Source organism: Marinobacter xestospongiae, assembly GCF_023156385.1.
Classification (GTDB): Bacteria; Pseudomonadota; Gammaproteobacteria; order Pseudomonadales; family Oleiphilaceae; genus Marinobacter; species Marinobacter xestospongiae.
The window spans coordinates 259,024-281,460 of the sequence record NZ_JAKZAK010000001.1; the positions used below are offsets into that span (position 1 = coordinate 259,024).

Sequence of the window (22,437 nt, forward strand, 5' to 3'; positions counted from 1 at the left end):
GGATTTTATTCAACCAGGAGAGTGACCGGTGGATTCGCTGACCCGACGGATGATCAACCAGTACCAGCACAACCTGCCGCTGTGCGAGCGACCCTACCAGCGTATGGCCCAGAGCCTGGGCTGCACTGAGGACGAGGTGCTGGCGCGCCTGGATCAGTTGCAGAGCCACGGTGCCCTGTCCCGGGTCGGACCGGTGTATGACCATCGCCGGGCCGGGGCCAGCACCCTGGCGGCCCTGGCGGTGCCGGACACGGAGGTGGACGCGGTGGCTGATTGGCTGAATGAACTGGCGGAGGTCAACCACAACTACCTGCGGGAACACCACTTCAATCTCTGGTTTGTGCTCACCGGTCCTGACCGGCCTCATCTGGACCGGGTGATTGCGTCGATTGAGGCCCACACCGGTCTGGCGGTACTGGACCTGCCCATGGAACAGGCGTTCCGCATTGATCTGGGCTTTCCGCTTGATGAGCCCCGTTTCGACCCGTCCGACCTGCGTGAGGTGAACCATGGCCCTGACTGAGCACCAGCAACAGACCCTGCGGCAGCTGCTGGAACAGGGGCTGCCATTGCACCCAAGGCCCTGGCAGGTACTGGCTGAGACAGTTGGGGCCGAAGCCACCGAGCTGTTGGCCCAGGCCCGGCAGTGGCAGCACCAGGGCCTGTTCCGGCGTTTTGGCCTGGTGGTGAGGCATCGCGCGCTGGGGTATCGCGCCAACGCCATGCTGGTGCTGGATGTTCCCGACCACCAGGTGACTCTGGCCGGGGAGTCGCTGGCCCGTTCATCGGGGGTGAACCTGTGTTACCAGCGGCCACGACGGCCGAACTGGCGCTACAACCTGTTCTGCATGATCCATGGCCAGGAGCGCACCCGGGTGGTGGCGCTGGTGCAGGAACTGCTGCGGCAACATGGACTGGATGGCTGCGACCACCGGTTGTTGTTCAGCCTCAAGGCCTTCAAACAGTGTGGTGGCCGTTTTGTGGCCCCGGAGGCAAACCGATGAACGACGATCAGCGCCGGCTGATGAACCGGCTGCAGCAGGGGTTTCCGCTTGTGCCATCGCCCTGGCGTGCCCTGGCCGATGAGCTGGATCTGGAGGAAGCGGCGCTTCGACAGCAGGTCGACGACTGGCTGGCGGACGGCACCCTGACCCGGTTTGGCCCGATGTTCGATGTTGAGGCCCTGGGTGGCGCCTTCACCCTGGCCGCGATGGCGGTTCCGGAGCCCCGCTTCGAGGCCGTTCATCAGCTACTCGATGGTTTGCCGGAAGTCGCCCACAACTACCGCCGGGAACACGCCCTCAACATGTGGTTCGTGCTGGCCTGTGACAGTCCAGCTGCGGTGACCCGCAGCCTTGAGCACATCGAGGCGGTGACCGGGCTGGTGGTGATGAACTTTCCCAAGGAGGCGACCTACCATGTCGGACTGCATTTCCCCGTCTGATGCCGCCCTGGCCCGACGGCTGATTGAGCTGACCCAGGCGGGCCTGCCGGTGGTGGCGGAACCCTGGCAGTGGCTCGCGGCAGAGCTGGGTCTGACCGAGGCCGACACCCTGGCGCTGCTGACCCGACTGCAACAGGGTGGTGCCATTCGCCGGGTGGCGGCGGTGCCCAATCACTATCGCCTGGGCTATCGCTACAACGGCATGACGGTGTGGGACGTTGATGATGACCAGGTCGATCGCCTGGGCGCGCTGATCGGACGGGAACCCGGTGTCAGCCACTGTTATCGGCGGCCCCGCCGGCTGCCGGTATGGCACTACAACCTGTTTGCGATGATCCATGGCCGCAGCCAGCAGGAGCTCGACCAGCAGCGGGCCCACCTGCGCCAACTGCTGGGGGAGGCCCGTCGCAGCGATGACATGCTGGTGAGCAGCCGCATTCTGAAAAAAACCGGCGTGCGCCTGCCTGAGACGCTTGCCCGCACACCGTCCGGCATCCCTGATGAGCCATCTCAGCATTCAGCTCATCAATCAAACCCAAAACCCGACACCGGGAGCGATCACCATGCTTAGGATCAGTCAGTACCTGCGCCATCTGGCCGGCCAGGCGCCGGCACCGCGAGCGGCCCGGCCCGGCAGCACCCGACCACCGGTGGTGATCTGGAATCTGCTGCGGCGCTGCAACCTGACCTGCAAGCACTGTTACGCCACCTCGGCTGACAGCGTGTTCCGGGACGAGCTGGACACCGCAGAAGCCTTGCGGGTGATCGACGATCTCCACGCTGCCGGGGTGCGGGTGCTGATCCTCTCCGGCGGTGAGCCGATGCTGCGGGAGGATCTGTTTGAGATCTCGGACTACGCTCGCCGGCTGGGGTTCTTCGTGGCGCTGTCCACCAATGGCACTCTGATCAACGAAGACACCATCGAGCGGGTGGCGGCGGCGCACTACGACTACGTTGGCATCAGCATCGATGGCCTGGAACAGACCCACGACGAATTCCGCCAACTCGAGGGCAGCTTCCGCACCTCGATGAAGGCCATTCGCCTGTGTCGCCAGCGTGGTATCCGGGTGGGGCTGCGTACCACCCTGACCCGGTACAACTTCAAGCAACTGCCCCAGTTGCTGGGGCTGATGTGGCAGTACGACGTCAACAAGTTCTACCTGTCCCACCTCAACTACAGCGGCCGGGGCCGCCGCAGCCGCAAGCACGACGCCTACCAGCGCATGTCCCGGGATGCCATGTGGCAGATTTTCGACCAGGCCTGGCGCGATATCCGGGAAGGGCGTGACACCGACTTTGTCAGCGGTAACAACGACGCCGACGGCGTGCTGTTGCTGCAGTGGGCAAGGCAGGTGATTCCCGCCAGGGCAGAGCAGCTCGAAGCCCTGCTGCGGGCCTGGGGCGGCAACGCCTCCGGCGCCGGCATCGCCAATATCGACAACACCGGGGAAGTCCACCCGGACACCTACTGGTGGCAGCACTCGGTTGGCAACGTTCGCCAGCGCAGCTTCCGTGATATCTGGCTCGACCGGCCCGATCCGCTGCTGGTGCAGTTGCGCCAGCACCCACGGGCGGTCGGGGGACGCTGTGGCAGCTGCCAGTGGCGGGCCCTGTGCAATGGCAACACCCGCACCCGGGCCTGGGCAGACGGCGACCTGTGGGCGGAAGACCCGGGCTGTTACCTGAGCGACCAGGAAATCGGCCTCGGTGGCGAACGCCGCATTACCACCGCGCCGGCGGGTGTTTAGTGAACCAGCCCGCAATCAGCCTTCGCCTGGCCGCGCTGCTATGACCAACAAACTGAGAGAGACCACAAACCGGGAGACCGTCATGACCCAACCTCTAACATTGCCCCCCTGTGCCCAGGCCCACCTGGCCGGTGGCACGGTTGCCCTGGTGGGCGCCGGTTCCGGTGACCCCGGCCTGCTCACCCTGCGGGCCTGGAGCCTGCTGCATCAGGCCGATGCGGTGGTGTACGACCGCCTGGTGGGCGATGACCTGCTGCGGGCACTGCCGACCACCTGCCAGCGCCACTACGTTGGCAAGACCTGTGGCCGCCACGTGCTGTCCCAGGGCCAGATCAACGATCTGCTGGCGACGCTGGCCTGCCGCGGCCTGCGAGTTGTACGCCTCAAAGGCGGTGACCCGTTTGTGTTTGGCCGCGGCGGGGAGGAGCTGGATCACCTGCTGGCCAGGGGCATTGACTGTCAGGTGGTACCCGGGGTCACCGCCGCATCCGCCTGCACCGCCTACGCCGGCATTCCGCTGACCCATCGCGGCCTGGCCCAGTCCTGCACCTTCATTACCGGCCACCTGCAGGCCGATGGCCAGCTCAACCTGCCCTGGCAGGCGCTGGCGGTGCCGGGTCAGACCCTGGTGTTCTACATGGGGTTGGGCAACCTGGCGGAAATCGCCGGGCGCCTGCAGGAAGCCGGGCTCGCCCCCGACACCCCCGCCGCGCTGGTGGAGAATGGCACCCTGGCGGAACAGCGGGTGATTCGCAGCTGCCTGGCAGATCTGCCGGACACCGCACGCCGGGCGGAACTGCAGACCCCGACCCTGACGGTGGTGGGTGAGGTGACACGGCTGTTTGGCCATCATCGTCTGATGGCGCCGGGGCAGTTCCAGGGAGCCCATCCACTGGCGGTACAGGAGGCGGTATGACCATGACGCTGGTAAAGCTGAAGCGAGCTGTCTGGCTGGTATTGGGAATCGCCACCGCGCTGAGCCCGGCATCGGTGGTTGCCGAAACCGCCGCCGAGCTGTACCAGCAGCACTGCCAGGCCTGCCATGGCCAGTGGCGCCAAGGCGCGACCGGGCCGGCGTTGTTGCCGGAGAGCTTGCGACGCATACGCCAGGCCGACGTGGCGTCAGTGATTCGTGAGGGCCGCCCCGCCACCCAGATGGCCGGCTTTGGCGACCGGCTGAGCGAGGCCGAGGTGACCGCCCTGGCGGATTACCTGTTCCAGCCCAGCGACGTGGAGTTGAGCTGGCCGGCGACCACCATCAACGCTCACCACCGCCACTTTGTTGACGCCTCCACCCTGCCGGATACCCCCCAGCACGACGCCGATCCGCTGAACCTGTTCGTGGTGGTGGAGGCGGGCAATCATCACGTCAACATCATGGACGGTGACCGCTTCGAAATCCTTGAGCGGTTTCCCTCCCACTACGCCCTGCATGGCGGGCCCAAGTTCTCGCCGGACGGCCGGTTCGTCTACTTTGCCTCCCGCGATGGCTGGGTCAGCCTCTACGACCTCCACAATTTCCGCAAGATTGCCGAGACCCGGGTAGGCATCAACACCCGCAACCTGGCGGTGAGCCACGATGGCCGTTGGGTGATGGTGGCCAATTACCTGCCCGGCAACCTGGTGGTACTGGATGCCCGGGACCTGTCTCTGGTCAAGGTGATTCCGGCGCTGGCGGAAGACGGCCATGGCAGCCGGGTCAGTGCGGTGTACACCGCGCCGCCCCGGGACAGCTTTGTGGTCGCGCTCAAGGACGTGCCGGAAGTGTGGGAGTTGTCCTACCGTGACCAGCCGCCACTGACGCCTCGGCGGCTGCCGGCCCAGGACCTGCTGGACGACTTTTCCTTCACTCCCGACTACCGCTATCTGCTGGCGACCTCCCGCAAGGCCGGCGGTGGCCAGGTGGTGGACCTGGACAGCGGCGAGGTGATCACCGACATTCCGTTGCCGGGCATGCCCCATCTGGGCTCCGGCATCTACTGGCAGTATCAGGGCCGCTGGGTCTACGCCACCCCCAACATCCGCGAAGGGGTGATCTCAGTGCTGGATCTGGAGACCTGGGAGCTGATCACCGACATCGAGACCTTGGGCCCCGGCTTTTTCATGCGCAGTCACGCCAACTCCCGCTACGCCTGGACCGACGTGTTCTTCGGCCCGGAACGGGAGGCGGTGCATCTGATCGACAAACAGACCCTGACCCTGGCCCACACCCTGCGGCCGATGCCCGGCAAGAACGCTGCCCATGTAGAGTTCAGTCACGACGGCCGCTATCTGGTGCTGAGCGTCTGGGACGAGGACGGGGCACTGATCATCTACGACAGCGAGACCCTGGAGGAGATCAAGCGCATCCCCATGAACAAGCCGTCCGGCAAGTACAACGTCGGCAACAAGATCGGCTACGCCGAGGGCACGTCTCACTAGTGTCTTGTTGATATCGCCAGGCCGGTCACGGACCTGCCTGGCGCACTTCTCAAATGCCTTGATATTTGCCAATCCCCCGCCTTCGAAAAGTAACTTTATCCCCTTGATTATCATCAAATTAATCGTACTCCCATCGCTATAACCTAGTGCTGTAGTCGGATATAAGACGAACGATGGAGAGAGAGCGATGGCTGAGCGCTTCACCAAAAGCATGGCCAGGAACATCTATCTGGGAGGAAGTGTGTTCTTCGTCCTGTTGTTCCTGGCGCTGACCCTCGATACCCAGGTTCGGGCGATGCCCGAGCGGGACAATCGGGAGCTGATTACCGAGGCTGTGGCCAAGGGTAAGGAAGTGTGGGAGCACAACAACTGTGTCGGCTGCCACACCATCATGGGCGAGGGGGCCTACTTCGCGCCGGAGCTGGCCAACGTCTTTGATCGTCGTGGTGGCGGTGACAGCGCCACCTTCCGCGCCTACCTGGGCGCCTGGATGAAGGCCATGCCCACCAAGGTACCCGGACGTCGGCAGATGCCCCAGTTCAACCTCACCGAAAAGGAGGTGGATGCCCTGGCGGCCTTCCTGGAATGGACATCGAAGATCGATGACAACAACTGGCCACCCAATATCGAGGGTTGAGGACGCTGCTATGAAATACCAGTCTCAGGCGGTTGCCAAACCGTACTTTATATTTGCGCTGATCCTGTTTGCCGGCCAGATTCTGTTTGGTCTGATTCTTGGCCTGCAATACGTGGTGGGAGACTTCCTGTTTCCCGAAATTCCGTTCAACGTCGCTCGCATGGTTCATACCAACCTGCTGATAGTGTGGTTGCTGTTCGGGTTCATGGGGGCTACCTACTGGCTGGTGCCGGAAGAGGCCCAGACCGAACTGCACAGCCCGCTGCTGGCGAAGGTGCTGTTCTGGGTGTTCGCCGTTGCCGGGACCCTCACCATCCTCGGGTATCTGTCGGTGGACTACGCCACCCTGGCGGACCTGACCTACAACAACCTGCTGCCCACCATGGGGCGTGAGTTCCTGGAGCAGCCCACCATCACCAAGATCGGCATTGCGGTGGTGGCCGTGGGCTTCCTCTACAACGTGGGAGTTACTGCACTCAAAGGCCGAAAGACCGTGGTCAACATCGTGCTGATGACCGGTCTGTTCGGGCTGGTGGTGCTGTGGCTGTTCGCTTTCTACAACCCCAGCAACCTGACCCTGGACAAGTACTTCTGGTGGTTTGTGGTGCACCTGTGGGTGGAAGGCGTGTGGGAGCTGATCATGGGCGCGATCCTGGCCTACATCCTGATCAAGCTCACCGGTGTGGACCGGGAAGTGATCGAGAAGTGGCTCTACGTCATCATCGCCATGGCGCTGATCAGTGGCATCATCGGCACTGGCCACCACTTCTTCTGGATCGGGCCGCCTGAGTACTGGCTGTGGCTGGGATCTGTGTTCTCGGCGCTGGAGCCCCTGCCGTTCTTCATGATGGTGCTGTTCGCCTTCAACATGGTGAAACGCCGTCGCCGTAACCACCCCAACAAGGCCGCGCTGCTGTGGGCCCTGGGGACCTCGGTGATGGCTTTCCTCGGCGCTGGCGTGTGGGGTTTCCTGCATACCCTGGCCCCGGTGAACTACTACACCCACGGTAGCCAGATCACCGCTGCCCACGGCCACATGGCCTTCTACGGCGCCTACGTGATGATTGTGCTTACCATCATCTCTTACGCCATGCCGATCATGCGCGGACGGCCCTACGGCAACAGCGCCACTGCCCAGGCCATGGAGATCTGGGGCTTCTGGCTGATGACCCTGTCCATGGTGTGCATCACCCTGTTCCTCACCGGTGCGGGCGTGTTGCAGGTGTGGTTGCAGCGCATGCCGGATGCCGGCGAGGCGTTGTCCTTCATGGCCACCCAGGACCGTATTGCACTGTTCTACTGGATGCGGCTGGTCGCCGGCGCCTTCTTCATGGGCGGCCTGGTGGTCTACCTGGGCAGCTTCCTGATCAAGGGCGAGGCGCCAGAGCCGGCTCTGGAAGGAGCGGCGGCCCGAGCCTGAATGCATTGTCCCGGTGGGATCATGCCAGAGTGGGGACTCGGCAGTTGCTGACAGCACTGCCAGGACCTGGTCTCACCCAGGGACATCCCTGTATCTGACGGACCCTGACGCAACAGTGGACTAGATCGCAATGGAAGAGTGGGTTGGCTTCAAATGGCACCAGTACGTAACACGCCAGGCACTGGCCCAGTACCCGGCTGCGGCGGTGCGCCTTGAGGACGAAGCGCGGGGGCTGGGTATCCTGTTCCGTGCCCTTGGCGGCGACCCGGGGCTGAGCCTGGTGGCGGCGGAAGCCCGACCCCTGAAGATACGACGGCGATGGCTGCAGCGTATGGCAGGCACCCATCGCCGTTTCGAGTTGGCCTGGCGGGACCAGCAGAGTGTGAGATTGCCGGAAACGATAGCAGCCTTTCCCAAGGCATCCCTGAACCGTGATCTCTATCTCTGGCTGGCCGCCATGGCCGCCTGTGGACCGCTGTCAGCCGGAGACTGGCTGGTGGCGAACCAACAGGCGGTGACCCGGGTTCTGGCAAGCTGGCCAGGCCTGGCAAAGTGCTATGCCCGCCTGGCCCGGGCCTGCGTGGCGACTCGCCCGACGCCGGAAAGCATGGCCGGGCCGGAACGGTCGCTGGAGACTGCGATACAGACCGCACTGCTGAGCCCGGGCAGCGTGCCCCGGCAGCCTGACTGCACGGTGGACCCCTGGCCGGTGCCGTTGTGGCTGTATCCGGCCCAGGGTCTGCCAGCGGCGAACGGCCACAGCAGCGGTGACAACGATGACCCTGGCAACCACAGCGGTGGTCAGCGCCGCCACCACAAACGCAAACAGGCGGAGCGGGTGGAGGCGTTTGATCGCGACAACGGGTTGATGATCTTTCGCCTGGAAAGCCTGTTCTCCTGGACCGAGTTCGTGCCGGTGGATCGTGCCGGTGACGACACCGAGGAAGAGGACGCCGCTGAGGTAGCCAATGACCTGGATGTGATCTCGGTCTCCCGGGACCGCAGCCAGGTCTCCGCCAGCATCAAGTTCGATCTCGACCTGCCCGCCGAGGAGCAGGACGACCTGACCCTGGGGCCGGGCATTCTGTTGCCGGAATGGGACTGGCGTGCGCAGCAATACCGCGAACGCCACTGCTGCCTGAAGCCGGTGCTCAGCCAGGCCCCGGAAGCGGATGCTGATGGCATCCTGCCGGCCCACCTGCGGGCGACGGCACGGCGGCTGCAGCGCCAGTTTCGTGCCCTGAAGCCCCAGCGCCAGTGGCTACGTCGCCAGGCCGACGGTGAGGAGCTGGATCTGGATGCCTGCCTGGAGCAGCGCATCGAGCAGCGACGGGGGGCGGTGGCCACCGATCCCGGTCTCTATCGCCAATGCCGACCCAACCAGCGGGACCTGGCCTGCCTGGTGCTGGCGGACCTGTCGCTTTCCACCGACAGCCACATCAACGATCGCCAGCGGGTGATCGACATCATCCAGGACGGGCTGTTGTTGCTGGGTGAGGCGTTGCACGCCAGCCAGGACCCGTTCGCCCTGTGCGGTTTTTCCTCCCGGCGGCGCAACGAGGTGCGCTTCCATCACATCAAGGGATTTGGCGAGCGTTTTGATACCCGCTGTCGTGCCCGTATTCAGGCGCTGGCGCCGGGCTACTACACCCGCATGGGGGCGGCTATTCGCCAGGCCACCCGGGTGCTGATGGCCCGGCCGGAGCACCAGCGGCTGTTATTGCTGCTCAGTGACGGCAAACCCAACGACCTGGATATCTACGAGGGGCGTTACGGCGCCGAAGATACCCGCAAGGCGGTGCAGGAGGCCCGCCAGGCCGGGGTGGTTCCGTTCTGCGTCACCATCGACGCCGAAGCCAACGAATACCTGCCGTACCTGTTCGGCAGCAACGGCTACGTGGTGATCCGTGACCCGGCGCAACTGCCTGCCCGGTTGCCGCTGCTGTACATGAGCCTGGTGTCATGACCAGACCGCGCTACCTGCCCGGCGACCTGGCGGTGTGGTTGCTGATTCTCGCCGAGCTGGCGGTGTTTGCGCTGCTGTTTGTCGGGTTTGCCGTGGCCCGGGCGTTCGATCCGGCCACCTTCGCAGCAGGGCGGGCTGAACTCCACCCGGGGGTGGGGCTGGCCAGCACCCTGTCGCTGATTGTCGCCAGCTACCTGGTGGCCACGGCCACCGTCGGGTACCGGCGGGGCCGTGACGGCACGGCGGTGAGACTCTGGCTGGCACTGCTGGTGTCGCTGGCATACACCCTGGGCAAACTCTGGGAGTACGGCCAGCTCTATGGGGCCGGTTACCACCTGGGGTCAGACACCTTTTTCATGTTCTATTTCTTCCTTACCTTCTTTCACTTCCTGCATGTGGTGGTGGGGCAGGGCGTGCTGCTGGCGCTGGCCCGCAAGGCACGCCGACCGTGGCAGGATGACCGCGACACCAACGCCATGGAATCGGGCGCCTGCTACTGGCACATGGTGGACCTGGTGTGGCTGGCCCTGTTTCCGCTGCTTTATGTGGTTGCTTAGCGCCAGACCGACAAGGAGACACCATGATCCTCACCCTGATGATCCTGATCGTGTGCACGGCGCTGCCGGTGCTGCTGGCCAATGCGGGCCTTCAGGGCTTACTGCCCCTGGTACTGGCGATGATTCTGATCAAGGCCTGGCTGGTGGTGGATCGCTTCATGGAGCTGCGTCATGCGCCCCGTCACTGGCGCTGGGCCGTCCAGGCCTGGGCTCCGATGGTGGTGCTGGCCGTGATTGTGGCTGGTGGTTGGTAGGCGTTTTTCACTGCGGGTACATCTGGCTTTCTTCTCTGTGTGATCAGATCTGGTCGGACAGGCCGACTCACGTTACAGTAACCAGCTGATAATTAGGGACTAACTGTCGGCTCCCTAACTTCCCCCCGAAACGGTTTTCCAAGAAGGAAGGAAATCGATGTTGTCGCAAGTTGTCGCCTACTCTGGTGTTCTGGCGTCTGTATGGCTCGTGCTCGGTGTGTTCGTCGCAGGCCTCAGGTATGAGGGATACAGCCATACCAAACAGTTCTGCAGTGAACTCGGCGCTGCCGGCAGCCCAACGGAAAAGTTCTCGCCTCTTATCAACAACTACCCGCTCGGCGCACTGTTCTCGTTGTTTGGTGTGTATGTGATGATCAATGACAGCTCATCAGCGATCATGGTCATTGTCGGTGTTCTGATCGTGATGCACGGGCTTGGCACATGGGTCGCCGGTTACTTCCCGATGGATGCCGATCTGTACACCGAAACCCCCACGTTTTCCTGCAGGGTTCACTCCTGGGCGGGATTTGTCATGCTGTTCTCCCTGCTGATCGCGCCAGCACTCAGCCTGTTTGATGATGGGCTTCCGCTTCCGTTCAAGGCCTTCACGGTGGCCTGTCTGCTATGTACGGTCCTGTTTATGGCTACGCTGGCCAAAGCCTTTAAGGAAAAGGGGAATCCGGGCATCCACCAACGGTTGAGCTACGGAGCCCAGCTGGCCTGGCTTTCAGGGCTGTCGATTACTCTGGCGTAAGGCCAGCGACGATGAGGGCCGTCTGGCTAGGCAGCCTGCCCTGGGTCAGTTGCAACTGGCTTTCTGAAACGTGCGCAACAATCCACCCGGGTCTGGGACTCTGGGTCAGGGCGCCCTTAGCGGCGCTGCATCAAGATCCGACAGACCAATCCTGGAGCAACTGACATTGGAAAACGTCGAAGTATTTCTGGTGAATGCCTTCATTGCCAATGAAACCGGTGGCAACCCGGCAGGCGTTGTGCTGCATGCGGACAATCTGTCCAACGAAGAGAAACTGAAGATAGCGCAGGCTGTCGGGTACGCTGAAACCGCGTTTGTGGCCGAGGATGATAGAGCCGATTTTGCGTTGTCGTTCTTTACCGTCACCGGAGAAGTGGATTTCTGTGGCCACGCTACGTTAGCCGCATTTTCAACCATGTACAGGGAAGGTGTGGTGGCCGAAGGCGAGTATGTTCAAAGGACCAAGGCGGGGTTACTTGCGGTGACGGTAGGCGCGAATGGGCATGTGGTGATGGCGCAAAAGCTGCCTGAATGCCTTGGCGTATTTGAGTATGAGGCAGTATCTGGACTTATTGGCGTTGAAGCGGCCTCTCTGGCGTCGACGCAGTTACCGGTGGAAGTAATATCAACCGGGTTGCCCGACATGATTGTGCCCGTGCCACAGGGCTATCTTGACAGACTGCAGGTCAACGAACGCTTGCTCAGCAATTTCTGTAAAGACCACGGACTTGTGAGTCTCCATGCTTTCGAGCTGTGCGAGGAGAGCGGCAGTGTGACGGCGAGTTGCCGTAACTTCGCTCCACTGTTTGGTATCCCGGAAGAGTCTGCAACGGGAAGTGCCAGTGGCGCGCTGGCCTGTTATCTATCCAGGCACCTTAACGGTGGGCGCTCGGGGTGCTTTACGTTCGAGCAGGGCAGGGCAATGAACTGCACGTCAGTGATCACCGCTTCTGTAGACTATGACGGATCTGATGTTGCCAGGGTCAGAGTGGGTGGGTTTGCTAAAGAAATTGGAAAGCAGATCATCTCCCTATAAGGACCAGCAGTGGAATCAATTTCGATGGTTTCCAGGGTCAGCGGCAAGCTTTCAATCCCCTCCAAACACTGCCCGGGCCACGTCCATCAGGGCTGCCACCGTGGCGTCGTCATCACTGAGTGGTTCCGCCAGGGCGGCGCGGCAGGCGTCCAGGGTGGGCAGGCCTGCACCGATGAGTTGGGCGGTGTAGATGAGCAGGCGGGTAGAGGCGGCTTCCTCCAGGTCGTGGTCTTTCAGGTTGCGCAGGGCATTGGCCAGGCGCACCAGTAACTGCGCCAGATCCGGATCACAACCGGATTCCCGTTGCACAATGGTGGTTTCCACCGCCGCCTCGGGGTAGTCGAAGCGTAGGGACACGAAGCGCTGCCGGGTGCTGGGTTTCATGCCTTTGATCAGGCTCTGGTAGCCGGGGTTGTAGGAGACCACCAGCATGAAGCCTGGCGCTGCCTGCAGGCATTCTCCGGTGCGTTCCAGCGCCAGCTCCCGGCGATCGTCAGCCAGGGGGTGGAGCACCACGGTGGTGTCTTTGCGGGCTTCCACGACCTCGTCCAGATAGCAGATACCACCTTCACGTACCGCTCGGGTCAGGGGGCCATCCTGCCAGTAGGTGCCCTCCGGTCCGATCAGGTGCCGCCCGACCAGATCGGCGGCGGTGAGGTCGTCGTGACAGGCAACGGTGTACAACGGCCGGTTGAGGCGTTCGGCCATGTGGAGAACAAAGCGGGTCTTGCCGCAGCCGGTGGGTCCCTTGATGAGCACCGGTAGCTGGTGCTGGCAGGCCCCTTCGAACAGCGCGATTTCGTTGCCCTGGGGCTGGTAGAACGTGGGCTCGGTCATGAACACCTCAACAGGCCGATGAACAGTGTGATCAGCGATCGGCTACGATGCTGATCCAGTGTCCCCAGACTACCGCGGCAACGCGGGAGTGCCTTGATCGATGTAAAGCGCGTTCAGGCGTAAGAAGCATCGGCGACGATGCGATTGCGGCCGGCCGATTTAGCCTGGTACAGCCGGTGGTCGGCCTGGTTGATAAGCGCATCCAGTGACGGCTCGCAGCCATGGGCGAGGCCGATGCTGATGGTGCAGCGGATGTCCTGGCCGTCTTCTCCAAGGTTCATGTCTTCCAGGCTGCAGCGGAACTGCTCGAGCCGGGCTTCAGCTTCGGTCTGGTCGAGCTGGTCCAGGAACAGGCAGAACTCCTCGCCACCAAAGCGGGCGCAGAGGCCGTCCTCACCGAAGTGCTGCTGCAGCATGCTCGCCGTGGCCTGGAGGATGTCGTCACCGGTCTGGTGGCCGAAGCTGTCATTGATGTTCTTGAAAAGGTCAATATCCAGCATGGCCAGGGTTGATGGCTCGCCCTGCTCATGGCGGTTGGCCAGTACCGGGGCCAGTTGCTGGAAGAAGTAGCGGCGATTGTAGAGGCCGGTCAGGGCATCGGTGTGAGCCTGGCGACGGATGGTTTCGATGTTCTCAATGTATTCGATGTTCTGGGTCACACGGCAATAGAATTCTTCCGGGCAGAAGGGCTTCTTGAGAAAGTCGTTGGCGCCGTTCTTGATGAACTTGGCAGTCAGGGACGGGTTGTCGACGCCGGATACGCCCACGATGCTGATTTCATCCTTGGAGTACTGGGAGCGTACTTCGTTGCACAGCTTGATGCCGTCCATTTCCGGCATCTCCTTGTCGGTAATGATCAGCTTGATGTCGGGGTGGTCCGACAGCTGTTTCAGCGCCTCGATACCGGTTCGTGCCGACAGCACTTCGTAATTCTGGCGCCGCAACAGGCGGATCAGGTGCATGCGGGAGTTCACCGAATCGTCGACGATCAGCACCTTGATGTCCTGGTTTTCCCGCAGCTTGATCAGCAGCTGTTCCAGGTAGGTAAAGGACTGCCGGCTTTCCTTGGTGATGTAATCGATAACTGGCAGCTTCCAGATGGCAGCGCGGGTATCGTCGTCGATACGGCCAGTCATGACCACCCCGGGGACTTCCTGGCCCAGCAGATAGTCGATGGCTTCACCGTTGGGGGCGTCCGGGAGGTTGTAGTCGATGATCGCGCAGAAGAATTCCCCCAGCCGATCCTCCAGAGCCTTGGCCTCGGCCAGGGTCTTGGCCACCGTTGGGGTGAATCCGGCCCGACGGACCAGGTGGCTGTGGATTCGGATGATTGGGGCGCTGTCCTCTACGATGAGGACGTCGGGCTTGTTCATCAGGCTACATCGTCCATGCCGGCTGGAGTGGTTGGGTGCCCGGAAACACCACGGGCCCTGGCATCATCATAGCCGTTTTTGGCGTGACGGCTAAGCCATCGCCGAGGCCGCTTCGGTAACTACATAGCGCAGTTGGCGTTGTGAGGGCGTGAGGGCTCAGCCCCCGGTCATGTTCATAAAGCGGAGAATCTGCACATCACCGTCGCTGGAGAAGTGGTGGCGTTCGGGTTTCAGGTCCATGGCCTGGATGATGGCGTCCCGCAGCCGGTCGTCGTCGATGGGGTTGGCGCGCAGTACCCGGCGGAGGTCCACCGAGTGCTCATTGCCCAGACACAGCAGCAGCCGGCCTTCCACGGTTACCCGCACGCGGTTGCAGGTGGCGCAGAAGTTGTGGGAATGGGGTGAGATGAAGCCGACCCGGATGTCGCTGTCGGGCATCCGGTAGTAACGGGCCGGGCCGCCGCTGTCTGCCGTGGTGGGCACCAGTTCGTGGCGTTGGCGGATGATGGTGCGCACCTCTTCGCTGGTGCACAGGCTTTCACCGCGATGGTGTTCGGTGATGGTCCCCAGCGGCATTTCCTCGATGAAGCTAATGTCGATGGCCTTGCGGCGGGCGAACTCGATCAGCTCGGGAATCTCATCGTCATTGCGCCCCTTCATCACCACCACGTTGAGTTTGATGCCGTCAAAACCGGCTTCCCGAGCCGCGTCGATGCCCGTCAGCACCTGGGGCAACCGGCCGGTTCGGGTGATGGCGCGAAACCGCTCCGGATCAAGGGAATCCAGGCTGATGTTCAGGCGTTTCAGCCCTGCCTGCCGGAGGGGCTGTGCCAGCCGGTCGAGCTGGTTACCGTTGGTGGTCATGGCAAAGTCCCGCAGCCCGAGCTGGCCAATGTCCCGGACCAGTTCGAGAATGTCCTTGCGCACCAGCGGCTCGCCTCCGGTGAGGCGGATTTTCTCGGTGCCAAGGCTGACAAACGTCCGGGCCAGGCGGGCGATCTCTTCCAGGGTGAGCACCTGCTGGCGGGGCAGGAAGGTCATGTCCTCGGCCATGCAATAGACGCAACGGAAGTCGCAACGGTCGGTCACTGAGAGTCGGACGTAGTTGACGGTGCGACCGAAACGGTCGGTCAGTGGCGCCTGGGGCATGGTGGTTCCCTGTGCTTGTGGGGCTGCGGTTCAGTACCAGTATCGCAAAACCGGCGGGCGGGATTAATACCCCTGCCGTAGTAACCCCTTTTATTCATTCTTGTTGTCGGTCAATCTGAAGGTTCCTAACCCTAACCAATCCACTACACTGAAAACAGCCCCCGGCTTTACCTGTCGCAAGTTAACGGAGTGCGACAATGGGCGGCAGTGCATAGTGTTGGCTTTGCGGTACACTGGAGGCTTCAGTTCAATGGGTGAGTCAGTGAAGTTGTCCATCGGAAAGGGCGGTTACCGGTTGTTGGCTTATGTCTCCGTAGCGCTGGCTGTGGTGGGGGTGGTGCTGCCGCTGATGCCCACCACGGTGTTCGTGCTGATTGCCGCCTGGGCGGCGGGCCGGAGTTCGCCCGAGTTTGAGGCCTGGCTGCTCAATCACCAGACCTACGGTCCCATCATCAGCAACTGGCGGGAGCGCGGCGTGGTCCCCCTCCGGGGCAAAGTACTGGCCTGCGTGATGCTGACCATCAGCTGGTCGATACTCTTCTTCACCGGCTCGCCCGTGTGGTTGCTGGTGGGACTGGGGGTGTTTTTCCTCTGTCTGGCAACTTACCTGCTGTCGCGGCCTTCCTATTAAGTTCGGTCTAACTAGACATTCTTTTCATTACCGGAGATGAGGAAATCAGGCAATCTGTGGCGGCTAGCTGTAACGAGCTGCCTGGGATGGCTTGTGCTTTTGAAATGGAGATTCATGATGCACCTTCAGATTTCGAGTAAATCTGACCTGGAGTCAGTCAATAAAATCATAGCCTTGGGCTACCCAGAGAATCAGACCTGTCTGGACCACCTGCTGTCCTGGACCTGTGATCCCAACTGGCCGGTGGCAGCGCCGATCTATCAGTACTTTCTGGCTCTGGGCAAGGCTGAGGTGCAGCGAGTGCTGGCGCTGGCAAACCGCTGCGATCAGGACTGGCGTTATTCACTGATTACCGCGCTCATCGCGCACTACGATGATGAGGTGTTGGCAGAGTGTGTGGATAGCTTGAGGCGTTGGGCATCTGAGACCGGGGCGAAGGAGTGTGATTTCGAATCCATCCGTATCCTGACCGACCGGGAACTGATCCCTGCGGAGGAGATCGCCGAGATCGTGAAGCGGAATCTGTTTGTCTACAACGTTTGGATCAAGGAAACACTTTCCGCGTCTGAACGCGCTGTTTATTCGCTGCCATTGGGCAGTCACACGCTCTAGCCTCTCTGCATCCAGAAAGAGGAGACAACCACGGCTGTCCCCTCTTTACTTCTAATGCACTACTTCTGACGCACTGTTTGGCGCGTTGCTGGTTACGCCGGCTGGGCTTCGAATCTGCGGCGGACGCGGTCGGGTAGGGAGAAGCGGCCGATGCGTTTAAGTACCGTCCAGTACTGGCGGGCGAAGGTGTCGGTGTTGTAGCGGATGCCGTGTTTTTCGCACACCGCCTGGACTCTGGGCGACATTTCCCGGTAACGGTGGGCGGGGATGTCGGGGAACACGTGGTGCTCGATCTGGTAGCTGAGGTGGCCGCTGAGCAGGTGGACCCAATTGCCGCCGGTGAAGTTGCTGGAGCCAGTCAACTGGCGCAGGTACCAGTGGCCCTTGCTTTCGCCCACGCATTCCTCTTCGGTGAAGGTCTCGGCGTCCTGGGTGAAATGGCCGCAGAAGATGACGGTGGATGACCACAGGTTGCGGATCAGGTTCGCGCCGATGTTGCCGGCCAGCACGATGGGGGCTACCGGGAACGTCAGTAACGGGAAGAACACGTAATCCTTGAAGGCCTGGCGTCCGCCCTTGCGGAAGAAATCGCGAAGGAACGGCAGTTTGGATTTCAGGCTGATCTCACGACGGCGAATGCGTTCACTCTCCAGCTCATGCACCCCAACTCCCCACTGAAACAGCACCGTCAGCAGGATGTAGTTGATGAACTGCAGAAAATGGCCCGGATGCCATTTGACGTCATCACTCAGCCGTAACACCGCGTAGCCGTAGTCCCGGTCCTTGCCGATGATGTTGGTGTAGGTGTGGTGCTCGTAGTTGTGGGTGCGGCGCCAGGAGTCGCTGGTGCAGACGGTATCCCATTCGTAGGTCTGGGAGTTCAGCGACGGGTCGTTCATCCAGTCGTACTGGCCGTGCATGACGTTGTGGCCAATCTCCATGTTCTCGATGATTTTCGACAGGCCCAGGGCCAGGGTGGCGGCAGCAAACACCGGGGGGATAAAACCGAAGGGCATCAGTACCCGACCGCCGACCTCCAGTGTCCGGTGCAGGCGCACCACCTTGCGGATGTACTTGGCATCCCGTTCCCCCAGATCCGCCAGCACGTCGTTGCGGATGGCATCCAGATCCTGTTCCAGTTCTTTCAGTTGGGCTTCGTTCATCTTTTGCATGTCTGGTCTCCTTGCCCGGCCTGCGTGGGCCGGTCTGTTGTTCTTGTGCGCAATGTCGCTGTGGCGATTACAGGTCCACCGTGACCGGGCCCTGGGGCACCGAGACGCAAAGCTGAATGCTTTCCTCGCCGGGGCCGGACGCTTTGCCGGTCACCCGGTTGATCACGGTGCCGCTGGTTTTGCGGCAGCTGCACTGGTGACAGATACCCATGCGGCAGCCGTACTTGGGCGACAGCCTGGCGGCTTCAGCGATCTCCAGCAGGGCCACGTCACCGCTGGCTTCCACGCTGACGTTGCTGCGTTCGAAGCGCACATCGCCGCCCAGGTCGTCGTCAGGCAGGGCGGCCTTGGGTGCGGAAAAAAAGGTGCTGTGAATGCGGTGCTCGTCGATGCCCCGGTGGTAAAGCAGGTCGCCAGCCAGATCCATCAGCCCCTGGGGGCCGCAAAGGTAACAGCGGCGGGCACTGAGGCCAGGCACGGCGTCCAGGTGGCTGTCGCTGAGGTACTGGGGCGTGCGGCCCTCATCCGTGGCCACCACGGTGAGGGTGAAGGCCGGCCAACGCTGGCGCAGGGCGTACAGCCGTTCGGCGCCAATCACGTCGGCCTGGGTGCGGACGAAGTAGAGCAGGGTGACCGGTGCTCGGAAGTCGTCAGCCGCGAGGGTTTCCAGCAGACTCAGTACCGGGGTGATGCCGCTGCCACCGGCGATGAACAGCAACGGCTCCGGCAGCTCCGGTGCCAGGAACTCGCCGAAGGCCTCCCCCAGACCCAGGGTGGTGCCGATGGTCAGTTGATCGTGCATCCAGTTGGTAACGCGGCCGCCGGGCAGGCGCTTGATGGTCAGGGTGACGGTGCCGTGCTGCTGCCACTGCCGGGGCGAGCACGACAGGCTGAAGGTACGATTGTGGCGAACACCATCAATGTCGATACAGATGTTCACATGCTGGCCAGCGGCGAAGCCCTGCCAGCGGGGTGCGGGTTGCAGGACAAAAGTCCGGGTGTCGGCGGTTTCGTCAACAATGTCGACGACCCTGGCCGGAACGTACTGGCGTACCAGCATCGGGTCGATGGACGCCAGCAGCGGGTCAAAGAAGGCAGCCGGGTCTTCGCGATTGAAAAGCTGCTTGCCCAGCCAGCGCAGCGCGCCGTTGTTTTCCAGAAGTGACAGCATGGTTTCTCCCTCCATGTGTACAGTTGTTCACTTGATGTGAACGAATGTACACAAGTGCTTTGTCGGCTGTCAATCAGCCCAATGGCAGGCCGGTAGGTAACGCTATCTTTATGATTTTAAAAATGTATTCTTGGGTTTATCCGTGCTTTCTGAGGTTTCAGTGAAGTGCCTGCTTCAGCAAAGGCCTGAAAAGACATGCTATCTGTCGCCTTACAGGCAGTTTTGTGTACACTTGTTTGCCTTACTGAACGCCACGGACTGTTATGACCGAACGCAAACGCCGCAAACCTGGAGAGACCCGGGACAAACTGATGGAAGCCGCACTGACACTGGTGGGTAAGGGCCGCCATTTTGCCAGTCTGGGGATTCGGGAGGTGACCCGGCAGGCCGGGGTGGTGCCTACGTCGTTCTACCGTCACTTCCGCAATATGGACGATCTGGGGCTGCAACTGGTGGACGAGTTGGGGCTGGTGCTGCGGCGAATGATGCGGGATGCCCGCGCCAATGTACTGCAGGCGGAAAAGCTGATGGCGGAGTCGGTGGCGATCTTTATCCGCCACGTTCAGGACAACCGCAGTTTCTTCGTGTTCATGGCTCAGGGACTGGCGGGGGAGAGCCGGGCCGTGCAGGAGGGCATTCGCAGCGAGCTGCGTTTCTTCGCCAGTGAGCTGGCCAATGACCTGCGCCGGCTGAGGTTGGTGGATCACCTCAACGATGCTGACCTGGACCTGACCTGTGATCTGGTGGTCCGCACGGTGGCGTTCAGCCTGACGGACCTGATCAGCGTGTCAGCGGATGATGACTACCAGATCGACCAGATCCGTCAGCGCACCACCCGCTATCTGCAGTTGATCTTTGTCGGGGCGGCGCACTGGCAGACCGGCGACTGACCGGTCTGCCCTCCAGCGCGATTCGCACCGACGTTTCGGCGTTCTTCCTCGTCGTTATTCTTCTGGCTGCTCTGCCAGCTACTCTTCGGTCGCCGTGCCTGGCTTGCGGGCGTTGGCGGTCTTGCTCCGGTTGCCGGTCGCCGGTTTGCGGGCCCTTGGTTTGCGTGCTGGCTTGTCGCTTGGCTGCTGCTCTGCCGCAGGTTCCAGCAGCCGCTCCAGTTCATCCAGAGCCTCTCCGGTGTAGACCGCCAGCCGCTGCATGCTCGGCAGGGTATCCCGGCAGCCAGTGAAGCCGAAGTTAAGAGAGCCGTCGTAGCTCAGACAGGTGATGTTCAGGGCGCCGCCGTGGGCGATCAGCGACACCGGGTACATGGCCTCGAGTCTCGCACCCTCGTAGTAGAGCGTACGGCTGGGGCCGGGCACGTTGGAAATGGTGACGTTGAACACCGGTCGCATACGCCCGCCCATGCCGGACATCAACTGCAGGATATAGGGCGACATCAGCATCATGGTGTATTGGGTCAGGGCCTTGCGGGGCAGTTTCTGCAGGTGTTCCTTGGCGCGGCGGGTCGACTCACGGATCTGCTCCAGCCGCGCCAGCGGGTCGGCTTCGTCGGTGGCCAGCGAAGCGATCATGAAGCTGATCTGGGTGCCGGTACCCTCGTCGTCGGCAGGCCGGATGTTGACCGGGATACCGGCGGTCAACGGACTGTCCGGCAGTTCGTGCTGGTCCAGCAGGAATCGGCGCAGGGCGGTGCCGCAGAGGTACAGCACAATGTCGTTCATCGAACTGTGGGACAGCTTCGCCAGGTGCCGCAGGCGGGCCAGCCGGTAGTGTTGGGTGGCCAGCCGGCGTTGGGCTGTGACCCGGTGGTTCAGCGGCGAGACCGGGCCGGTAAAGGGCGCGGTGAGGCCATCCTCCGGATGGCGGGCGGATTGCACCAGACGGGACATGGCGCCCCACAGTCGCGGTGCCATATCGGCCTGCAGCTTCAGGGCGTCCCGGGCCTGGGACACAGCGCCGGCCACCGAGGCCTCGCGATCGGTCTTGCTGGCACGGCGCTGCTCGGGGCGGACCGCCCACGGTGGCAGCATGTTGGTTTCGTCGGGATTGGTGGACAGCACCCGCTGCATCAGCCGAACCCCGCTGATGCCATCGATCATCGAATGGTGCATCTTGGTGTACAGCGCAAAGCGGTTGTTCTCCAGCCCTTCGATGATATGGCATTCCCACAGCGGGCGGTGGAAATCCAGATGGTTGGAGTGCAGCCGCGACACCAGGATACCCAGCTCCCGCTCGCTGCCTGGTTTGGGCAGGGCGGAGTGGCGGACGTGGTAATCCAGGTCGATCTCTTCATCGACGCTCCAGGCCGGGGCGATAACACGGCCGAGGTTACCGGGAAAAGCGAGCTTGTAGCACCAGGGGCTGGCGACTTCGCGGGCGGTCTTCATGCGTTGGACCATGTCCCGCAGGAAGGTGTCGGGGGCGTTCTCGGGCAGTGAAAAAATCTGCAGCGTGCCTACGTGCATGGGGGTGTCGTCTGACTCCACCGCCAGCCAGGAGGCGTCCAGTGTTCCCAAACGTTTCATTCTTGTCTTGTCCTCGTGTTGCCTGGGCTTCCGGTTCCGTGGAAGCGGGCTTGTTATTTATTGGTGAGCCGCTTTGGGTCTCTTTGGAATTATGGGTAGTACGTGTGTGCAGGTTTGAGTATACGTACAAGCGGGGAGGGAGACGAGGGGCTCGCCTCCCCGCGTTGAATTGCGTCAGGCCATGGCGTCTTCCGCTTCCTTGTACAGCGAGCGTACCGGCTTGGCGAAGACCCGGCGAACCATAGGCTCGAAGAACGACAGCGGCAGCACCTCACCGTCGGGATTGAACGCGGGGGAGTCGTATTTGCTGACAAACTCGATGGTACGTTTGAAGTGGGGGTGATCCCGGTACTGGTTGCGCATGTCCCGGTCCATGCCCAGGTAATGGAAAAAGTAGTAACCCTGGAAGATCGCGTGGTGCTTGATCATCCAGTGGTTGGCCTCGCTGACGAATGGCTCCAGCAGCACGGCGGCAACGTCGGCGTGGTTGTAGCTGCCCAGGGTGTCGCCGATGTCATGCAGCAGGGCACAGACCACGTACTCCTCGTCCTGGCCATCGCGGTGGGCGAGGGTTGCGGTTTGCAGGCAATGGGTCAGACGGTCCACCGGAAAGCCGCCAAAGTCGCCTTCGAGCAGTTTCAGGTGTGCCAGGATTCGGTCGGGCAGGCCACGGGCGAATTGGCCGAACGACTGGGCGATGATCTGCCAGTCTTCCGGAGTGCCATCTTTCATGTGGTGGAACCGGGCGTGTGGGGCGTTGCTGTCGGTCATGGTT

24 protein-coding genes are annotated in these 22,437 nt (G+C 62.1%); 17 read left to right on the plus strand and 7 right to left on the minus strand.

The window, feature by feature from the left end; all coding sequences use genetic code 11:
- Positions 1–49: 49 nt before the first annotated feature.
- From MLD24_RS01180 to MLD24_RS01245, 14 genes are all read left to right on the plus strand, one after another.
- Positions 50–523: an Lrp/AsnC family transcriptional regulator gene (locus MLD24_RS01180; protein WP_228752859.1), complete on the plus strand. Its 474-nt coding sequence runs from the start codon at positions 50–52 to the stop codon at positions 521–523.
- The gene (gene ahbB / locus MLD24_RS01185) at positions 510–1,004 is read left to right on the plus strand and encodes a siroheme decarboxylase subunit beta (RefSeq protein ID WP_227174389.1); all 495 of its coding nucleotides are present in this window, start codon (positions 510–512) and stop codon (positions 1,002–1,004) included. The genes MLD24_RS01180 and ahbB (MLD24_RS01185) overlap by 14 nt, the downstream gene beginning before the upstream one ends.
- On the plus strand, positions 1,001–1,444 hold the full coding sequence (locus MLD24_RS01190) for an Lrp/AsnC family transcriptional regulator (protein ID WP_248163273.1): 444 nt from the start codon (positions 1,001–1,003) through the stop codon (positions 1,442–1,444). Before ahbB (MLD24_RS01185) ends, MLD24_RS01190 begins: the two co-directional genes overlap by 4 nt.
- Complete coding sequence (ahbB, locus tag MLD24_RS01195; protein ID WP_248163274.1) at positions 1,419–2,015, plus strand: siroheme decarboxylase subunit beta; 597 nt, start codon at positions 1,419–1,421, stop codon at positions 2,013–2,015. Before MLD24_RS01190 ends, ahbB (MLD24_RS01195) begins: the two co-directional genes overlap by 26 nt.
- Entirely contained in the window at positions 2,008–3,192 is a 1,185-nt protein-coding gene (nirJ, locus tag MLD24_RS01200) for a heme d1 biosynthesis radical SAM protein NirJ (RefSeq protein WP_227174395.1), read from the plus strand. Before ahbB (MLD24_RS01195) ends, nirJ begins: the two co-directional genes overlap by 8 nt.
- An 82-nt stretch (positions 3,193–3,274) precedes the next feature.
- Positions 3,275–4,108: a uroporphyrinogen-III C-methyltransferase gene (gene cobA / locus MLD24_RS01205; protein WP_248163275.1), complete on the plus strand. Its 834-nt coding sequence runs from the start codon at positions 3,275–3,277 to the stop codon at positions 4,106–4,108.
- Positions 4,109–4,110: 2 nt separating this feature from the next.
- Complete coding sequence (locus tag MLD24_RS01210; protein WP_248163358.1) at positions 4,111–5,613, plus strand: nitrite reductase; 1,503 nt, start codon at positions 4,111–4,113, stop codon at positions 5,611–5,613.
- Positions 5,614–5,800: 187 nt separating this feature from the next.
- Positions 5,801–6,250: a c-type cytochrome gene (locus MLD24_RS01215; protein WP_248163276.1), complete on the plus strand. Its 450-nt coding sequence runs from the start codon at positions 5,801–5,803 to the stop codon at positions 6,248–6,250.
- 10 nt (positions 6,251–6,260) lie between these two features.
- A complete protein-coding gene (locus tag MLD24_RS01220) occupies positions 6,261–7,670 on the plus strand; it encodes a cbb3-type cytochrome c oxidase subunit I (RefSeq protein ID WP_248163277.1) in 1,410 nt (469 codons plus the stop codon).
- A 130-nt stretch (positions 7,671–7,800) separates the two neighbouring features.
- Entirely contained in the window at positions 7,801–9,636 is a 1,836-nt protein-coding gene (locus tag MLD24_RS01225) for a nitric oxide reductase activation protein NorD (protein WP_248163278.1), read from the plus strand.
- The gene (locus MLD24_RS01230) at positions 9,633–10,193 is read left to right on the plus strand and encodes a cytochrome c oxidase subunit 3 (RefSeq protein ID WP_248163279.1); all 561 of its coding nucleotides are present in this window, start codon (positions 9,633–9,635) and stop codon (positions 10,191–10,193) included. The genes MLD24_RS01225 and MLD24_RS01230 overlap by 4 nt, the downstream gene beginning before the upstream one ends.
- Positions 10,194–10,216: 23 nt before the next feature.
- Positions 10,217–10,447 carry a cytochrome C oxidase subunit IV family protein gene (locus MLD24_RS01235; RefSeq protein WP_248163280.1) on the plus strand — a complete coding sequence of 77 codons (231 nt, stop codon included), beginning with the start codon at positions 10,217–10,219 and terminating at the stop codon, positions 10,445–10,447.
- Positions 10,448–10,604: 157 nt separating this feature from the next.
- The gene (locus MLD24_RS01240; protein WP_248163281.1) at positions 10,605–11,201 is read left to right on the plus strand and encodes a DUF998 domain-containing protein; all 597 of its coding nucleotides are present in this window, start codon (positions 10,605–10,607) and stop codon (positions 11,199–11,201) included.
- Between the two features lie 166 nt (positions 11,202–11,367).
- The gene (locus MLD24_RS01245; protein ID WP_248163282.1) at positions 11,368–12,237 is read left to right on the plus strand and encodes a PhzF family phenazine biosynthesis protein; all 870 of its coding nucleotides are present in this window, start codon (positions 11,368–11,370) and stop codon (positions 12,235–12,237) included.
- Positions 12,238–12,288: 51 nt separating this feature from the next.
- Here MLD24_RS01245 and MLD24_RS01250 read toward each other — a convergent pair whose 3' ends face one another.
- The 3 genes from MLD24_RS01250 to moaA form a co-directional block, all read right to left on the minus strand.
- On the minus strand, positions 12,289–13,074 hold the full coding sequence (locus MLD24_RS01250) for a CbbQ/NirQ/NorQ/GpvN family protein (protein ID WP_248163283.1): 786 nt from the start codon (positions 13,072–13,074) through the stop codon (positions 12,289–12,291).
- A gap of 113 nt (positions 13,075–13,187) precedes the next feature.
- Complete coding sequence (locus MLD24_RS01255; RefSeq protein WP_227174420.1) at positions 13,188–14,447, minus strand: diguanylate cyclase domain-containing protein; 1,260 nt, start codon at positions 14,445–14,447, stop codon at positions 13,188–13,190.
- 156 nt (positions 14,448–14,603) lie between these two features.
- Entirely contained in the window at positions 14,604–15,596 is a 993-nt protein-coding gene (gene moaA, locus MLD24_RS01260) for a GTP 3',8-cyclase MoaA (protein WP_227174421.1), read from the minus strand.
- Positions 15,597–15,858: 262 nt separating this feature from the next.
- Between moaA and MLD24_RS01265 the strand changes: the two genes are divergently transcribed.
- A complete protein-coding gene (locus tag MLD24_RS01265) occupies positions 15,859–16,227 on the plus strand; it encodes a YbaN family protein (protein ID WP_324197250.1) in 369 nt (122 codons plus the stop codon).
- Between the two features lie 114 nt (positions 16,228–16,341).
- Positions 16,342–16,839, plus strand: coding sequence for a DUF5071 domain-containing protein (locus tag MLD24_RS01270; protein ID WP_227174422.1), 498 nt, complete (start codon positions 16,342–16,344; stop codon positions 16,837–16,839).
- Positions 16,840–16,931: 92 nt separating this feature from the next.
- On the opposite strand, the gene MLD24_RS01275 is transcribed toward MLD24_RS01270, so the two are convergent.
- Positions 16,932–18,011: a fatty acid desaturase family protein gene (locus MLD24_RS01275; RefSeq protein WP_248163284.1), complete on the minus strand. Its 1,080-nt coding sequence runs from the start codon at positions 18,009–18,011 to the stop codon at positions 16,932–16,934.
- Positions 18,012–18,078: 67 nt separating this feature from the next.
- Positions 18,079–19,182, minus strand: coding sequence for a ferredoxin reductase (locus MLD24_RS01280; RefSeq protein WP_248163285.1), 1,104 nt, complete (start codon positions 19,180–19,182; stop codon positions 18,079–18,081).
- Between the two features lie 263 nt (positions 19,183–19,445).
- On the opposite strand from MLD24_RS01280, the gene MLD24_RS01285 reads away from it, so the two are divergent.
- Positions 19,446–20,072 (plus strand): TetR family transcriptional regulator, encoded by a 627-nt coding sequence (locus MLD24_RS01285; protein WP_227174425.1) that lies wholly within the window; start codon positions 19,446–19,448, stop codon positions 20,070–20,072.
- A 78-nt stretch (positions 20,073–20,150) separates the two neighbouring features.
- Here the strand turns inward: MLD24_RS01285 and MLD24_RS01290 are convergent, their stop codons facing one another.
- Together MLD24_RS01290 and MLD24_RS01295 are read right to left on the minus strand one after the other, a co-directional pair.
- Complete coding sequence (locus MLD24_RS01290; RefSeq protein ID WP_248163286.1) at positions 20,151–21,662, minus strand: WS/DGAT/MGAT family O-acyltransferase; 1,512 nt, start codon at positions 21,660–21,662, stop codon at positions 20,151–20,153.
- Between the two features lie 174 nt (positions 21,663–21,836).
- Positions 21,837–22,433 (minus strand): HD domain-containing protein, encoded by a 597-nt coding sequence (locus tag MLD24_RS01295; protein ID WP_248163287.1) that lies wholly within the window; start codon positions 22,431–22,433, stop codon positions 21,837–21,839.
- Between the last annotated feature and the right edge of the window lie 4 nt (positions 22,434–22,437).

Excerpts from the sequence above, each read along its gene's own strand:
- MLD24_RS01290 (WP_248163286.1), bottom strand. The coding sequence starts at position 21,662 with ATGAAACGTTTGGGAACACTGGACGCCTCCTGGCTGGCGGTGGAGTCA.
- MLD24_RS01180 (WP_228752859.1), top strand. The coding sequence starts at position 50 with ATGATCAACCAGTACCAGCACAACCTGCCGCTGTGCGAGCGACCCTAC.
- MLD24_RS01250 (WP_248163283.1), bottom strand. The coding sequence starts at position 13,074 with ATGACCGAGCCCACGTTCTACCAGCCCCAGGGCAACGAAATCGCGCTG.
- MLD24_RS01220 (WP_248163277.1), top strand. The coding sequence starts at position 6,261 with ATGAAATACCAGTCTCAGGCGGTTGCCAAACCGTACTTTATATTTGCG.
- ahbB (WP_248163274.1), top strand. The coding sequence starts at position 1,419 with ATGTCGGACTGCATTTCCCCGTCTGATGCCGCCCTGGCCCGACGGCTG.
- MLD24_RS01270 (WP_227174422.1), top strand. The coding sequence starts at position 16,342 with ATGATGCACCTTCAGATTTCGAGTAAATCTGACCTGGAGTCAGTCAAT.
- moaA (WP_227174421.1), bottom strand. The coding sequence starts at position 15,596 with ATGCCCCAGGCGCCACTGACCGACCGTTTCGGTCGCACCGTCAACTAC.
- MLD24_RS01275 (WP_248163284.1), bottom strand. The coding sequence starts at position 18,011 with ATGCAAAAGATGAACGAAGCCCAACTGAAAGAACTGGAACAGGATCTG.
- MLD24_RS01230 (WP_248163279.1), top strand. The coding sequence starts at position 9,633 with ATGACCAGACCGCGCTACCTGCCCGGCGACCTGGCGGTGTGGTTGCTG.
- MLD24_RS01285 (WP_227174425.1), top strand. The coding sequence starts at position 19,446 with ATGACCGAACGCAAACGCCGCAAACCTGGAGAGACCCGGGACAAACTG.
- MLD24_RS01225 (WP_248163278.1), top strand. The coding sequence starts at position 7,801 with ATGGAAGAGTGGGTTGGCTTCAAATGGCACCAGTACGTAACACGCCAG.
- MLD24_RS01215 (WP_248163276.1), top strand. The coding sequence starts at position 5,801 with ATGGCTGAGCGCTTCACCAAAAGCATGGCCAGGAACATCTATCTGGGA.
- ahbB (WP_227174389.1), top strand. The coding sequence starts at position 510 with ATGGCCCTGACTGAGCACCAGCAACAGACCCTGCGGCAGCTGCTGGAA.
- nirJ (WP_227174395.1), top strand. The coding sequence starts at position 2,008 with ATGCTTAGGATCAGTCAGTACCTGCGCCATCTGGCCGGCCAGGCGCCG.
- MLD24_RS01280 (WP_248163285.1), bottom strand. The coding sequence starts at position 19,182 with ATGCTGTCACTTCTGGAAAACAACGGCGCGCTGCGCTGGCTGGGCAAG.
- MLD24_RS01295 (WP_248163287.1), bottom strand. The coding sequence starts at position 22,433 with ATGACCGACAGCAACGCCCCACACGCCCGGTTCCACCACATGAAAGAT.
- MLD24_RS01190 (WP_248163273.1), top strand. The coding sequence starts at position 1,001 with ATGAACGACGATCAGCGCCGGCTGATGAACCGGCTGCAGCAGGGGTTT.
- MLD24_RS01255 (WP_227174420.1), bottom strand. The coding sequence starts at position 14,447 with ATGAACAAGCCCGACGTCCTCATCGTAGAGGACAGCGCCCCAATCATC.
- cobA (WP_248163275.1), top strand. The coding sequence starts at position 3,275 with ATGACCCAACCTCTAACATTGCCCCCCTGTGCCCAGGCCCACCTGGCC.
- MLD24_RS01235 (WP_248163280.1), top strand. The coding sequence starts at position 10,217 with ATGATCCTCACCCTGATGATCCTGATCGTGTGCACGGCGCTGCCGGTG.
- MLD24_RS01210 (WP_248163358.1), top strand. The coding sequence starts at position 4,111 with ATGACGCTGGTAAAGCTGAAGCGAGCTGTCTGGCTGGTATTGGGAATC.
- MLD24_RS01240 (WP_248163281.1), top strand. The coding sequence starts at position 10,605 with ATGTTGTCGCAAGTTGTCGCCTACTCTGGTGTTCTGGCGTCTGTATGG.